Genomic DNA, 13,666 nt, shown 5'->3' with positions numbered 1-13,666 from the left:
GGACTTTAAGATGAGAAAAAGTTATGAAGAACCGGTGATCACCGTTCGCAAGTACCAGCTTAAGTCCGAGGATGTGGTTATGACATCCGACCCTTCAAACAACAAGGGCAACGACTTGTTTGACGATTCTGAGTATGATGTATTCGGCAAATAAGCGCTGGAATTAAAATGAATTCGCCGCACTGAGGCAACTCGGTGCGGCGTTTTTCTGTTCATTTTTAGCCAAAGGAGCGCCTTTTCGCCTTTTTCGTTTGACTTATGATAGGGAATATATTATTATAGTATCTGTGATTTTGGGTCCGTAGGTACGGACGGAAAGACGGAATTCTCATGACAGTATTGATTTTAGGGCTGGGTCTGATCGGTGCCAGTCTGGCAAAAACATTGAAGAAAAACACGGCACATTGCGTGCTGGGTTGGAACCGCACCCCCAGTGTGGCGCAGCGCGCCTTGGCAGACGGCGCCATTGACGCCACCGGTTCTTTGGAGGAACTGCTGCCCCAGGCAGACATTACCATTATTAATTTTTATCCGGAGGCGATTGTGCCCTTCATTTTGGAGCACAAGGATCTGTTTAAGAAAGACAGTGTGGTTACGGACTCCTGCGGGATCAAAACCAAGATCTGTCGCCAAATGGCAGCGCATGAGGATCTGCCATTTACTTTTATCGGTGCCCACCCTATGGCCGGGCGTGAGGTGTCCGGCTATGACAACAGCCTGAACAACTTGTTTGACAACGCGTCCTTTATTTGTACCCCGGTGGACGCACCCCGCCGCAAGGTGGATGCCCTGATCGGTTTGGCAGAGGATATGGGCTTCGCCCGCACGGTGGTGACCACCCCGGAGCATCATGATGAGATGATTGCCTTTACCTCTCAAATTGCCCATGTGCTGGCCTGCTCGTATGTGTTGTCGCCTTTGGCACCCCAGCACGCTGGCTTCAGCGCCGGCAGCTATCGGGATGTGAGCCGGGTGGCTCGCATCAATGCAGAGATGTGGGCCCAGTTATTTATTGATAATAAGGAGCCGCTGATTCGCGAGATTGATGACTTAGTTGGCAATTTGCAAAAGTTCCGTTCTGCGATTGAGGCGGAGGATGCGCCGGCACTGCGGGCGCTGATGGAACAGGGCAACCGGATCAAGGAGGAGATCGGCTGATGCAAAAGATCACAGTACATACCGGCAGACCGTATGATATTCTCATTGACGACGGCCTGCTGGAGCAAGCCGGTGACCTGGTGCGTCGCGTGTCCGGCGCCAAGCGCATTTGCCTGATCAGCGACAGCAATGTTTACCCTCTGTACGGCAACCGGGTGGTGCAGGCGCTGGAGAGCGCAGACTTTCAGGTGTGCACCCTGGTATTTGACGCCGGTGAGGCGTCCAAGAAGCCGGAGACCGTGCTGAATATGGTGAATTATATGGCCCGGGAGGGACTGACGCGGGGCGACCTGGTGGTTGCGCTGGGCGGCGGTGTGTGCGGCGATATGGCCGGATTTGCGGCTGCTATTTATTTGAGGGGCATTGATTTTGTGCAGATACCCACGACACTGCTGGCGCAGGTGGACTCCTCTGTGGGTGGCAAAACCGGCGTGGATCTGCCTATGGGCAAGAATTTGTGCGGCGCCTTTCACCAGCCGATTTTGGTGCTGATTGATCCGCAGGTGCTGCGTACCCTGCCGGATGTGTTCTTTAGTGACGGTATGGGCGAGGTGATCAAGTACGGCTGTATCCGCTCGGCGGAGCTGTTTGCCCTGCTGGAGCAGGCCAGTGCTAAAGATCGCATTCACGAGATTATCTATGCCTGTGTGGATATGAAACGCGTGGTGGTGGAGCATGACGAAAAGGAAGCGGGCGAGCGCGCTCTGCTGAACTTTGGGCACACCGCCGGTCACGCCATTGAAAAATTATGGAACTATCAAACGGTGACGCACGGCGCCGCTGTGGGAATCGGTATGGTGCTGGCGGCTCGTGCCGGAGAGGGCGCAGGGCTGACGGAACCGGGCACGGCGGACCGCATTGCAGCCTTACTTCAAAAATACAACCTGCCTGTGGCGGATACCCATTCTATTGATGAAATTGTGGACGCGATGCAGGCGGATAAAAAGCGCACCGCAGACGGTATGAAACTGGTGCTGCTGCGTAAGATCGGTGACAGCTTTATTGATCCGGTGGATCTGTCTACCCTGCGAACCATGTTCGGAGGTGGGGCATGCAAGTAAAGATCACGCCGTCCCCGCTGGCAGGCACCGTGCAGCTGCCGCCTTCTAAGTCCTTTGCCATTCGTGCGCTGATTTGCAGTGCGCTGGCCGGTGGTGGCTCCGTAGCGCCCTTGGGTACTTCGGCAGATATTGCAGCCACGGTTCAGGCGCTGGCGGATTTGGCTGCCGGGCGGGACGAAATTTTTTGCAACGAAAGCGGCTCTTTGGTGCGCTTTTTGATCCCGGTGGCGGCAGCTTTGGGCAAGTCGGTAACCTTTACCGGCGCCGGTCGGCTGCCCCGGCGCCCGCTGGATGCCTTTGCCACCCTGCTGCCACAGCACGGTGTGCAGGTACAGACAGATGGGGGTCTGCCCTTTTCTATTACCGGCAAGCTGCGACCCGGGCAATATGAGATTGCCGGCAACGTCAGCTCTCAGTACCTGACAGGGCTGCTACTGGCACTGCCGCTCTTAGACGGCGACTCGGCAGTTCTTTTAACAACGGAATTAGAGTCAAAGCCTTATATTGATATTACTTTGCAGGTGATGGCGGCTTTTGGCGTGCAGGTACGGCCTACGGATTTTGGCTACCTGGTGCGGGGCAATCAGCAGTACAAGCCTGTGGACTTTACAGTAGAAAGCGATTGGTCCCACGCGGCGTTCTTTATGGCTGCCGGCACGGTGGGGCAGGAGATAGAAATTGCCGGACTGAACCCGGCCTCTACCCAAGGGGATAAAGCCGTTTGTGCTATGATGGAGCGCTTCGGTGCCCGGGTGGAAGTGCGCGATCGTATTGTGCGGTGCTGTGGCGGCGAATTGCGCCCGGCGGAGATTGATGCTCGGGATATTCCTGATATGGTGCCTGCGCTGGCGGTGACCGCTGCCTTTGCCAAGGGCGCCACCCGCATTACCGGTGCCGGACGGCTGCGGTTTAAGGAGTCGGATCGGCTACAAAGCGTGGCGCTGAATCTGCGGGCCATGGGCGTACAAGTGGAAGAACTGCCGGACGGGCTGGTGATCCACGGCACCGGCGTGGTGCAGGGCGGCACAGTGGACGGCTGCAACGATCATCGGATCGTGATGGCCTTTTCTGTGGCGGCAGCGTATGCTGCAGGTGACAGCGTGATCAAACAGGCAGAGAGCATTAACAAGACTTATCCTGCCTTTTTTGAAGATTTTTGTGCACTGGGAGGTAAGGCAGATGTCATCAGTAACAGGTGAGCAGGTACAACTGAGTATTTTTGGTGAGAGCCACGGTCCGGCCATCGGCTGTGTGATTGACGGTTTGCCTGCCGGTATCCCGGTGAATTTGGACGCCATTTATAAGGATATGGCTCGGCGTGCCCCGGGGCGTGACAAAACCGCCACCCCCAGGCTGGAAAAGGATATTCCTCATATTCTCTCCGGTGTGCTGAATGGGCGCACCACCGGTGCGCCTTTGGCCATGGAGATTGCCAATGAGAATACCCGCAGCGGTGACTATGGCAATGTGGCGCTGGTACCTCGACCCTCTCACAGCGATTATCCGGCCTATGTAAAGTATGGCGGCCGTAACGATGTGCGAGGTGGTGGCCACTTTAGCGGCCGATTGACGGCACCTCTGGTATTTGCCGGTGCTATTGCTAAGCAGTATTTGGCACAGCAGGGCGTGTTTGTAGGCGCCCATATTGCCAAGGTGGGCGGGGTAAAGGACGCCCTGTTTGACCCCAATTCCATTGATAAAGAGACATTAAACTGCCTGGGCGACAGCACGTTTGCCGTGCTGAACCCGGAAGCGGAGGAGAATATGCGCGCAGTGATTGAGGCTGCCCGGCTGCAACAAAACAGTGTGGGCGGCAGCATTGAGTGCGCAGCCATCGGTCTGCCGGTGGGGGTGGGGGGCAATATGTTCTCTACCGTGGAAAGCAAACTCTCGGCCCTGCTGTTTGGCATTCCGGCGGTGAAGGGCGTGCAGTTTGGCCTGGGCTTTGATTTTGCCGGCGCCTTTGGTGCAGATGTGAACGACGGCTACACCGTCCGGGACGGAAAGGTGGCGCTGTTGACCAATAATAACGGCGGCGTGCTGGGCGGCATGACCTCCGGTGCTCCCTTGGTGCTTCAGGTGGCCATAAAGCCCACGCCCTCTATTGGTCAGCCACAGCCCAGTGTGAATTTGCAGACCATGGAGCCGGAGACCCTGACCATTCACGGTCGCCACGATCCCTGTATCGTGCCTCGTGCCGTGCCGGTGGTAGAGGCTGCCGTAGCCTTTGGGCTGATGGATTTGCTGATCCAAGGATAAAATCGAAAAGTAAGAGAATATAAGGAATAGAAAATACATGGATTTGTTGGAACTGAGAAAAGAGATCGACCGTATCGACGATCAGCTGATTCCTCTGCTGATGGCGCGCATGGATGTGTCTGAGCAGGTGGCCAAGTACAAGGTGGAGCGGGGGATTCCCGTGCTCAATGAGGAGCGGGAACGCCAAATTCTCGACGATGTGGCAGGCAAGTGCGGCGATCGGGGCGAAACGATCAAGACCGTGTTTGCTGCTACTATGGACGCCTCTCGTGCGCTCCAGCACAAGATGATGGACGGCGGCGCCGATTTAAGAAAAGAGATCACGGCAGCCTTGCAGGACGGCCCCATTGCTGTGGCGCCCGGTGAGTGCATTGCCTGTGCCGGTGTGGAGGGCGCTTATGCGTCCATTGCCGGGGCGCGGCTATTTCCCGGTGTGCCCATCAAATATTATAAGTATTTTGAGAATGTATTTGAGGCAGTGGACAAGGGCGAGGCACGCTACGGCATTATCCCGGTGGAGAACTCCACCGCCGGCAGTGTGCACGAGTCCTATGACCTGATTATGAAGTACCGCTTTTTTATGGTAGGTGCCCGAGACGAAAAGATCGAGCACTGCCTGGCCGCCCACCCGGATACCCGGTATGAAGATGTGGAGAGCATTTACAGCCATCATCAGGCGCTGACCCAGTGCAGTAATTTTATTGAGAATTTCGGCTTTACCGGCATTACTTATTCCAATACAGCGGCGGCCGCTAAGTATGTGGCTCAGTCCGACCGGCGGGATATTGCCGCTATCTGTTCACCTACTGCGGCAAAAAAATACGGCTTGCAGGTTATGAAACGGGAGATCCAGAATATTTCTAATAACAGAACCCGGTTTGTTGTGATCTCCAAGGATATGCAGATCAGCAGCGATGCGGATAAGATCTCGCTGATCTTTCGAGTGCCTCATACCACCGGATCTTTGTACCGGGTGCTGGGCCGTTTCTCCATGGCCGGGCTGAATCTGACCAAGATTGAGAGCCGCCCCATGGGTAACGGCGAATTTAGCTATTTCTTTTATGTGGATATTATGGGCAGTGTGCGCCGAGATGTGACCTTGGACCTGTTGTGCGCGCTGTCGGACGAGTTGCCGGGCTTTAAGTTTTTGGGCAACTTCAGAGAGCAGGAGGACTGACCCTCCGAAGATAAGGGAGGTGACGCCGTTGAAGCAGCAAAAACGGCACAGAACCAACTTCATTTCCGGCGTGATCGCACTGGTGACGCTGGGGCTTTTGGTGTTGTTGGCTGTGGCGCTTTATAAGCACACGGAGTTGGAGGTGCGCTTTGACGCGCTCATCAGCTGGCTGCGGCGGCTGGACGAGTCCATTGTAGGATTGGACTCGGATTTTGAGATCATTTTGTGCATTTTTGCGCTGTATGTTGCCAAGTGCCAGCTGCCGATTCCTATGGGTGTGCTGTGTGTGATCTCCGGCGTGGTGTTCCCGTTGGGGCAGGCTATGCTGATCAATATGGTGTTTTTGGCGTTCTTCTTCGCGGTTAAATACGCGGAAGGCAGTTGGATCGGCGGCGGCTGGGCCGGTATGATCCTGAACATTCGTCAAATGCGCTTTATTCGGGACTGGATTCGATTTAAGGGCAACGGTAACCCTTATGTTCTCTTTGTGTCCCGTTTGGTGCCGTCTATTCCTTTAGGTATGGTGTCCAAGTATTATGGCTCCATGCACTACGACTTCCTTTATTATATTTGTCTGAGCCTGCTGGGCTTTGCGCCCCGGCTTTACATTTATACCAAAATCGGTACCGTGCTGTACAATCCGTTTTCGGCGCGGTTCATTACGCTGTTGATGATCATTGTAGGGTTCTCCGGCATTACCAGTATGGCCTTTAATATATATTACGGCCGTCGGTCCCGCCAGATGAACCAAACCCTGCTCTTATACAGCGAAAAAGAAAAATACAAAATCGTATTATAAAATCAAAGAGGTACAATTATGAATGCACAAGCGATGATGAACAAAATCAAAGACGGCCAGTTGGATGACGCCTTTCGCCGGGTATATGTGACCGACGGGGAAGTGGCAAAGCAGAAGTCCCGGTATATGGAACTTCTGACCACCTTTGCGGAAACCTTTGGCGGAGACCGGGAAGTGCACCTGATGTCCGCTCCCGGACGCACGGAGATCTGCGGTAATCACACGGACCACAATCACGGCAAGGTGTTGGCGGCGGCCATAAACCTGGATGCCATTGCCGTTGCCTCCAAGAACGAGGACGGCGTGGTGCGGGTTAAGTCTGCCGGCCACCAAATGAATGTGGCAGATTTGGCGGATCTGGCCCCCAACGCAGACGCCTTTGGCCATTCTACGGCTATGGTGCGCGGTGTGTCTGCGCGGCTTAGTGATTTGGGCTATACCGTCGGCGGCTACGATGCGGTAACCACCAGCGATGTGATGGGCGGCTCCGGCCTGTCCTCCTCCGCAGCCTTTGAGGTGCTGCTGGGGACCATCACTTCTTATTTGTACAACGATGGCAGCATCGATCCGGTAACCGTTGCCAAGGTGGCACAGTACAGCGAAAATGTATTCTTTGGTAAGCCTTGCGGTTTGTTGGATCAAATGGCTTCTTCCGTAGGCGCCTTTGTGACCATTGATTTTGAGAGCACCCAAGAGCCGGTGATCCAAAAGGTGGATTATGACTTTGCTGCCTCCGGTCACAGCCTGTGCATTGTAGATACCGGCGGCAACCACTCGGATCTGACGGACGATTACGCTGCCATTCGCAGCGAGATGGAAGCAGTGGCGCACGCCATGGGCAAGTCTGTGTTGCGCCAGGTGGCTTACGAGGACTTCTTTGCCGCACTGCCGGAGCTGCAAACCAAGGTCAATGACCGTGCATTGATCCGCGCGATTCATTTTTATAATGACAATCGCCGGGTGGAGGACGCTGTCTCTTGTTTAGAGCAGGGAAATTTTGATGGCTTTTTGGCAGACATCAATGCCTCCGGCCGCTCCTCCTTTATGTATAATCAAAATGTATTTACCACCAAGAACCCCACGGATCAGCGGCTGAGCCTGGCGCTGGCCATCAGCGGCCAAGTGCTGGGTGATCGTGGCGCTTATCGCGTGCACGGCGGCGGCTTTGCCGGTACCATTCAGGCCTTTGTACCAAACGATCTGCTGGAGCAGTACCGTACCGTGCTGGAGGGCGTGTTCGGCGAGGGCACCTGCCATGTGCTGCAAGTGCGCCCGGTGGGCGGTGCCTGCCTGGCTTGACGGCACCCGGCGTGAAAGAGGGGAAAAACAGATGAAGTATGTATTTATTGTGAATCCGGTGTCCGGTCATAAGGACAAAGAGGCGATTTTCAACCGTATCCGCTCCGCTTTTCGTCTTCTTGATGATGAGATGATTGTGGAAGAGACGGACCATTCCGGCCACGCCCGAGAGATTGCAACGGCTTATGCGACAAAGTATGGCGATCGCTGTGTCATTGTCTGCTGTGGCGGCGACGGCACAGTACATGAGATTGCCAACGGCTTGGCGCATACAGAGACCCCTATGATGCTGCTGCCCTTGGGCACCGGCAACGATTTTGCCAAGAAAGTCTATGGCACCAAGAAGATCAATGTGGAGAATGTGATCAAATCTTTTGGCCTGTACTCCGGCAAGCTGAATTACACGGTGGAGCCGCTGGATCTGATTGACTATAACGGCGAAAAGTGCATCAATGTGATGAGCTATGGGCTGGACACCAAGGTGGAGACCATCGGCCGCAAGATCGCAGGTAAAATTCCTCCACTGGGCCATCAGGCATACAATATTGCCGTGGTGCCGGTGATGATGCAGCCCCTGCGCTACAAGGTCAATGTTGAACTGGACTGTGTGGACGAAAACGGCAACCCCTATAAATTTCATCGGGAAAATATGGAATATGCCCTGTTTGCCATCTGCAACGCCAGCTACTACGGCGGCGGCTTTTGTCCGGCACCGGGCAGCAAGCTGGACGACGGTCTGCTAGATTTTACCTATGTGGATCCGCTGAGCCTGGCGAAGGCTGTGCCCATCGTGCCGCGGTACAGTGCCGGCACGGCTGCCGAGTATGCGCCGGATGTGGTGCATACCGGTTACACCGTAGGCGGTCGCTTTTGGTCCGTGGACGATCGGCCGCTTTTGGGTAACTGCGATGGGGAGAATTTTGACTATACGGAAGTGCGTTTTAAGGTGGAGAAGCATGCCATGCGCATTTGTCGCATAAAAGAATAACAGAAAATAGAACAGCCGCTGCTTATCGCAGCGGCTGTTTTTGTAGGTCTATGTATTTCCTTCTGTTTACTTAGCGCAGCACGGCAAAGCCCAAGTCAATAACGCCGCCTAAGATGCGGCTGGTGCGGTGCATGCCTAAAGTCTCTGTGATCCACAGGATCACCAGCGCCACCAAGATGGCAATGATCAAGGTCTGTTCAGTCATAAGTCCGCCTCCTTTTGGTACACTATCATTATATCCGATCTTAAAAATAAATCAAGACTTTCCGCCGGATTTTATACAGTTTGACGAAGTTTTGCAATTTTTTTCTTTCTGCTGCAAAAAACATTGCTTTTGCGCCGCTTTTGATTTATAATATCTTTAATTTGGAAAATTGTAACTGGAGGTTAATCAGATGAACCCGTTATCTTCAATTTTGCTGGCGGCTACCGGTATTGAGGCGGACCGTAGTGCTACCTTCACCAGCACGGTGGTGATTGCCGGCATTGTGATTGTTTTGGGCATTTTGGTGCTGCTGATCTTTGTGTTTAAGGCATTCGGCGCCATTGTGCACGGGGCAGAGACTCGTGGTAAGAAGAAAAAGTTAAAGGCTATGGAGAGCCAGGTGACTGTGGCTTCCGCACCGTCTGCACCCGCTGTCAAGGCTGCGCCTGCCGCACCTGCACCGGTGGTGGAGAGTGGCATTCCCAGCGAGGTAGTGGCTGTGATTGCAGCTGCCGTTGCGGCCAGCGAAGGCCCCGGTGCTGTGGTACAGAGCGTGCGCCGTGTGCGCCCCAATCCGGTGGGTGTGCGCAATCCCTGGGCGGCTGCCGCTGTGGCAGAGAACACACGCCCGTTTTAACGGAGGTATATGAATGAGTGAGATTTTAAGAGGGGTTTGGGAGGTCATTGTACAGATCTTTTCCAACTCCGGTTACGCCTATTTCTTCACAGCGGACGGCGGCTGGAAAAACGCTGTCATGCTGGTGGTTGCTTTTGTTTTCCTGTATTTGGGTATCAAGAAGGGCTTTGAGCCGCTGCTGATGATTCCCATTGCCTTCGGTATGCTGCTGGCCAATATTCCCAGCGCCAACCTGGCCGTGCATTACTCCAGTATTCACGAGTTTATCGACCTGATGGCCGGCCGGTTGACGGACGCTTCCGGCGCCGTGCTCAGCCCCGGTCTGATCGACTTCCTGTATTTCGGCGTAAAAGCCGGTGTTTACCCGCCCCTGATCTTTATGGGCATTGGCGCCATGACGGACTTTGCGCCGCTGATCGCCAATCCCTCCAGCTTTATTCTGGGCGCTGCTGCCCAGTTGGGTATCTTCTTTACCTATGTGGGCGCGATCCTGCTTGGCTTTACCCCTCAGCAGGCCGGTTCTATCGGTATTATCGGTGGTGCGGACGGTCCTACGGCCATTTTCGTTACCTCCCAGTTGGCACCGGAGTTGCTGGGTACGATTGCTGTGGCGGCGTACTCCTATATGGCCTTGGTGCCTATCATTCAGCCCCCCATTATGCGCGCGCTGACGACCAAGAAAGAGCGCAGCGTGGTGATGGGCAACCTGCGCCCTGTTTCCAAGCTGGAGAAGATTTTGTTCCCCATTTTGGTAACGGTCATTGTATCTTTGCTGCTGCCGGATGCGGCTGCACTGGTGGGTATGCTCATGTTCGGTAACCTGCTGAAAGAGAGCGGCCAGACCGAGCGTATCGCCAAGGCGGCACAGAATGAGCTGATGAACATTGTGACCATTCTGCTGGGTCTGTCCGTAGGTGCCACCACTTCTGCGGATAAATTCTTGAACCTGGACACCCTGAAGATCGTGCTGCTGGGCCTGATCGCATTCTCCGTGGGTACTGCCGGCGGCGTGCTCTTCGGCAAGCTGATGTATATCTTCACCAAGGGCAAGGTCAATCCGCTGATCGGCTCTGCCGGTGTGTCTGCCGTGCCAATGGCCGCCCGCGTCAGCCAAAAAGAGGGGCAGAGAGAGAACCCCTCCAACTTCCTGCTGATGCACGCCATGGGACCCAATGTGTCCGGCGTGATCGGCTCTGCCGTAGCAGCCGGCATTATGCTCACTTTGTTAAAGTAACTGGAACAACTGATTTTTGGGTGATAAATCCGGCGGGCTTAGCCTGCCGGATTTTGCGCCCTTTTTGTTTGTAATTTTTTTGTAGACGGAGGAACACCAATGGCACTTAACCAAATGCAGCAGCAGGCGGTGCAGCACACCGAGGGTCCCTTGCTGATCCTGGCCGGGGCCGGCAGCGGCAAGACCACCGTGCTGGTTAACCGGGTGCAGCATATTATTGCCGACGGCTACGCCCTGCCTTGGCAGGTGCTGGCCATTACCTTTACCAATAAGGCGGCGGAGGAGATCCGCCAGCGACTGGCAGACGCCATCGGCCCGGAGGCGGAGTCCATTTGGGCCCACACCTTCCACTCCTGCTGCGCGCGGATCTTGCGCCGGTTTGGGGATCGGCTGGGCTATACCAACCACTTTACCATTTATGACACGGACGACAGCAAGCGTGTGATGAAGCAGTGCCAGCGCCAGCTGGGCATTGACGACAAGTTTTTGAACCATAGGGCCATTTTGTCGGAGATCAGCAACGCCAAGGACGCGCTGATCGGTCCCCAGGAGTACCGGGCTACCGTGGGTGCGGACTTCCGTAAGGGCAAGATCGCCGAGTGCTATGCGCTCTATCAAAAGGAGCTACTGGCGGCGGACGCTATGGACTTTGACGATATGATCTACAACACCGTGCAGCTGCTGCGAGAGAATGACGATGTGCTGGAGCTGTACCAAAACCAGTTCCGCTATGTGATGGTGGACGAGTACCAGGACACCAACCACGCCCAGTATGTGCTCACCTCGCTGCTGGCGGACAAGTTTAAGAACATTTGCGTGGTCGGTGATGACGATCAGTCCATTTACCGCTTCCGTGGCGCCACCATTGAGAATATTTTGTCCTTTGAGCAGCATTATAAGAACGCCACAGTGATTCGCCTGGAGCAGAACTACCGCTCCACCCAGAATATTTTGGACGGCGCCAATGCGGTGATCGCCAATAACAAAAATCGAAAGGGCAAGCGCCTGTGGACGGATGCAGGCGCCGGCAGCAAGATCATTCTGAATACTGCCCAGAACGAGGCGGACGAGTCCTCCTTCATTGTGGAGGAGATTCTGAAGAATGTAAAGGCCGGGCGCAAAATGAGCGACCACGCAGTATTGTACAGAATGAACGCCCAGTCCCGGAATATTGAAATTGCCCTGACGAAAAGCGGTATTCCCCACAAGGTCATTGGCGGCAACCGCTTTTTTGACCGCAAGGAAATTAAGGATATGACCGCCTACTTTGCGCTCATTAACAACCCGGCGGACACGGTGCGCTTGCAGCGCATTATCAATGTGCCTAAGCGGGGGATCGGCGCCACCATGGTTAGCCATATTACGGAGATCGCCACCGGACTGGGCATCTCTGCTTTTGAGGTGTGCCAGCGAGCAGACGAGTTCCAAAAAACTGCCCGTAGTGCTCAAAAATTAAGGGATTTTGCCGCCCAGATTACATACTTCCAGCGTTGCCTGGAGGACGGTATGCTCCTGAGCGACTTGCTCCAGGAGATTTTGGAAAAGACCAAGTACACGGACTATCTCCAGGAGGACGACCCGGAGAAGTATGAGGACCGGCTGAACAATATCAAGGAGCTTTCCTCCATGTTCATTAAATACCAGGAGGAGAACGAGGACTTTGAGCTGTCCGACTTTTTGGAGGATGTGGCGCTGGTGTCCGACATTGACTCCTATAACGACGATGAGGACTCTGTGGTGCTGATGACCCTGCACTCCGCCAAGGGCCTGGAATTCCCGGTGGTCTTTATCCCCGGTATGGAGGAGGGTATCTTCCCCGGCAGCCAGGCCATGTACAGCGAGGAGGAGCTGGAGGAGGAGCGCCGCCTGGCCTATGTGGGCATTACCCGCGCCCGGGAAAAGCTCTATTTGGTCAACGCCCGCCAGCGTATGCTTTACGGCACCACCAACCGGAACATGCCCTCCCGCTTTTTGCGAGAGATCCCGGAGCAGGTGACGGAGGATGTGACCGTTCAGTCCTTCCGCAGCCACGCAGGCTTTACCGGCGCCAAGGTGGGACAGCAGACCCAAAAAAGCAGCTACGCCCACAAGTTCGGCGGCGCCAAGACCGCCAAGGCCGCTCCGGCAGCTACCGGCGTCACCTACGCCGTAGGCGATACGGTGCGCCACAAGACCTTTGGCACCGGCGTGGTGCTGTCTACCCAGCCCATGGGCAACGATACCCTTTTGGAGGTGGCCTTTGACCGTGCGGGCACCAAGAAATTGATGGCCAACTTCGCCCGGATGGAAAAGGTGTAAAGGCGATTAAAGGAAAAAGATCATCGTGCGGGCGGATGCTATCCGCCCCTACTGCATCTCTTGTCCCAAGATATCGTAGGGCGGGGGCTTGCTCCCGCCGTTAAGCATACCACTCTGTTACAGGGTGGTATTTTTTTTGTTGACAAAATCGATACCTTGTGTTACGATGTAACTGCGAGATATACATTGTATTCCAAGGTATTGATTTTAGGAGGTGCGTGATGCGTTACAGTAAAGAACTGCTAAAGGGCGGCACGCCGCTATTGGTGATGAGCGTGTTGGACGGAAAGGATTTGTACGGCTATCGGATTATTCGGGAGTTGGAGGTTCGCAGCGAAAATGTGTTCCAAATGAGCGAGGGGACTTTGTATCCCATTCTCCACGCTTTGGAGCAGGAAGGGTGCCTAAAGAGCGATTGGCGCACGGTGGACGGCCGCCGCCGTAAGTATTATCACTTAACGGACAAGGGCCGCCGCCAGTTCGCTGCCAAAAAAGAGGAGTTTTTGTCTTACACGCGGGATGTGACCCGGGTGTTGGAGTTTGCATAGAGG

The 13,666-nt window shown here is 54.8% G+C and carries 14 protein-coding genes; 13 read left to right on the top strand and 1 reads right to left on the bottom strand.

Annotated features, from left to right (window positions below; translation table 11 throughout):
- The first annotated feature begins 10 nt into the window (after positions 1-10).
- The 9 genes from OGM59_06020 (at position 11) to OGM59_05980 (ending at position 8,741) form a co-directional block, all read left to right on the top strand.
- Positions 11-154 (top strand): hypothetical protein, encoded by a 144-nt coding sequence (locus tag OGM59_06020; protein ID UYI90260.1) that lies wholly within the window; start codon positions 11-13, stop codon positions 152-154.
- A gap of 176 nt (positions 155-330) precedes the next feature.
- Entirely contained in the window at positions 331-1,158 is an 828-nt protein-coding gene (locus OGM59_06015; protein UYI90259.1) for a prephenate dehydrogenase, read from the top strand.
- On the top strand, positions 1,158-2,219 hold the full coding sequence (gene aroB / locus OGM59_06010) for a 3-dehydroquinate synthase (GenBank protein UYI90258.1): 1,062 nt from the start codon (positions 1,158-1,160) through the stop codon (positions 2,217-2,219). Before OGM59_06015 ends, aroB begins: the two co-directional genes overlap by 1 nt.
- Positions 2,210-3,418, top strand: a complete 1,209-nt coding sequence (aroA, locus tag OGM59_06005; protein ID UYI90257.1) for a 3-phosphoshikimate 1-carboxyvinyltransferase — start codon at positions 2,210-2,212, stop codon at positions 3,416-3,418. Before aroB ends, aroA begins: the two co-directional genes overlap by 10 nt.
- Entirely contained in the window at positions 3,399-4,478 is a 1,080-nt protein-coding gene (aroC, locus tag OGM59_06000; GenBank protein UYI90256.1) for a chorismate synthase, read from the top strand. The genes aroA and aroC overlap by 20 nt, the downstream gene beginning before the upstream one ends.
- A gap of 37 nt (positions 4,479-4,515) precedes the next feature.
- Positions 4,516-5,655 (top strand): chorismate mutase, encoded by a 1,140-nt coding sequence (locus OGM59_05995; GenBank protein ID UYI90255.1) that lies wholly within the window; start codon positions 4,516-4,518, stop codon positions 5,653-5,655.
- Positions 5,656-5,683: 28 nt separating this feature from the next.
- Positions 5,684-6,454 carry a hypothetical protein gene (locus OGM59_05990; protein ID UYI90254.1) on the top strand — a complete coding sequence of 257 codons (771 nt, stop codon included), beginning with the start codon at positions 5,684-5,686 and terminating at the stop codon, positions 6,452-6,454.
- Between the two features lie 18 nt (positions 6,455-6,472).
- Positions 6,473-7,753 (top strand): galactokinase, encoded by a 1,281-nt coding sequence (locus tag OGM59_05985; protein ID UYI90253.1) that lies wholly within the window; start codon positions 6,473-6,475, stop codon positions 7,751-7,753.
- 31 nt (positions 7,754-7,784) lie between these two features.
- Positions 7,785-8,741 (top strand): diacylglycerol kinase family protein, encoded by a 957-nt coding sequence (locus OGM59_05980; protein ID UYI90252.1) that lies wholly within the window; start codon positions 7,785-7,787, stop codon positions 8,739-8,741.
- A 70-nt stretch (positions 8,742-8,811) separates the two neighbouring features.
- Here the strand turns inward: OGM59_05980 and OGM59_05975 are convergent, their stop codons facing one another.
- Positions 8,812-8,946, bottom strand: a complete 135-nt coding sequence (locus OGM59_05975; GenBank protein UYI90251.1) for a hypothetical protein — start codon at positions 8,944-8,946, stop codon at positions 8,812-8,814.
- A gap of 190 nt (positions 8,947-9,136) precedes the next feature.
- Between OGM59_05975 and OGM59_05970 the strand changes: the two genes are divergently transcribed.
- The 4 genes from OGM59_05970 to OGM59_05955 all read left to right on the top strand — a co-directional run bounded on the left by OGM59_05970 (position 9,137) and on the right by OGM59_05955 (position 13,663).
- Positions 9,137-9,583 carry an OadG family transporter subunit gene (locus tag OGM59_05970; protein ID UYI90250.1) on the top strand — a complete coding sequence of 149 codons (447 nt, stop codon included), beginning with the start codon at positions 9,137-9,139 and terminating at the stop codon, positions 9,581-9,583.
- A 13-nt stretch (positions 9,584-9,596) separates the two neighbouring features.
- Positions 9,597-10,817 carry a sodium ion-translocating decarboxylase subunit beta gene (locus tag OGM59_05965; protein ID UYI90249.1) on the top strand — a complete coding sequence of 407 codons (1,221 nt, stop codon included), beginning with the start codon at positions 9,597-9,599 and terminating at the stop codon, positions 10,815-10,817.
- Between the two features lie 99 nt (positions 10,818-10,916).
- A complete protein-coding gene (locus tag OGM59_05960) occupies positions 10,917-13,115 on the top strand; it encodes a UvrD-helicase domain-containing protein (GenBank protein UYI90248.1) in 2,199 nt (732 codons plus the stop codon).
- Positions 13,116-13,336: 221 nt separating this feature from the next.
- Positions 13,337-13,663 carry a PadR family transcriptional regulator gene (locus OGM59_05955; GenBank protein UYI90247.1) on the top strand — a complete coding sequence of 109 codons (327 nt, stop codon included), beginning with the start codon at positions 13,337-13,339 and terminating at the stop codon, positions 13,661-13,663.
- Positions 13,664-13,666: the final 3 nt, after the last annotated feature.

The sequence above is a fragment of the Oscillospiraceae bacterium genome (assembly GCA_025757685.1).
GTDB lineage: Bacteria > Bacillota > Clostridia > Oscillospirales > Acutalibacteraceae > CAG-217.
Note: the sequence above shows the minus strand (reverse complement) of the source record. Positions and strands in the feature narration are given on the sequence as shown.

Excerpts from the sequence above, each read along its gene's own strand:
- aroC (UYI90256.1), top strand. The coding sequence starts at position 3,399 with ATGTCATCAGTAACAGGTGAGCAGGTACAACTGAGTATTTTTGGTGAG.
- OGM59_05975 (UYI90251.1), bottom strand. The coding sequence starts at position 8,946 with ATGACTGAACAGACCTTGATCATTGCCATCTTGGTGGCGCTGGTGATC.
- OGM59_05965 (UYI90249.1), top strand. The coding sequence starts at position 9,597 with ATGAGTGAGATTTTAAGAGGGGTTTGGGAGGTCATTGTACAGATCTTT.
- OGM59_05970 (UYI90250.1), top strand. The coding sequence starts at position 9,137 with ATGAACCCGTTATCTTCAATTTTGCTGGCGGCTACCGGTATTGAGGCG.
- aroA (UYI90257.1), top strand. The coding sequence starts at position 2,210 with ATGCAAGTAAAGATCACGCCGTCCCCGCTGGCAGGCACCGTGCAGCTG.
- OGM59_05955 (UYI90247.1), top strand. The coding sequence starts at position 13,337 with ATGCGTTACAGTAAAGAACTGCTAAAGGGCGGCACGCCGCTATTGGTG.
- OGM59_05960 (UYI90248.1), top strand. The coding sequence starts at position 10,917 with ATGGCACTTAACCAAATGCAGCAGCAGGCGGTGCAGCACACCGAGGGT.
- OGM59_06020 (UYI90260.1), top strand. The coding sequence starts at position 11 with ATGAGAAAAAGTTATGAAGAACCGGTGATCACCGTTCGCAAGTACCAG.
- aroB (UYI90258.1), top strand. The coding sequence starts at position 1,158 with ATGCAAAAGATCACAGTACATACCGGCAGACCGTATGATATTCTCATT.
- OGM59_05980 (UYI90252.1), top strand. The coding sequence starts at position 7,785 with ATGAAGTATGTATTTATTGTGAATCCGGTGTCCGGTCATAAGGACAAA.
- OGM59_05995 (UYI90255.1), top strand. The coding sequence starts at position 4,516 with ATGGATTTGTTGGAACTGAGAAAAGAGATCGACCGTATCGACGATCAG.
- OGM59_05985 (UYI90253.1), top strand. The coding sequence starts at position 6,473 with ATGAATGCACAAGCGATGATGAACAAAATCAAAGACGGCCAGTTGGAT.
- OGM59_06015 (UYI90259.1), top strand. The coding sequence starts at position 331 with ATGACAGTATTGATTTTAGGGCTGGGTCTGATCGGTGCCAGTCTGGCA.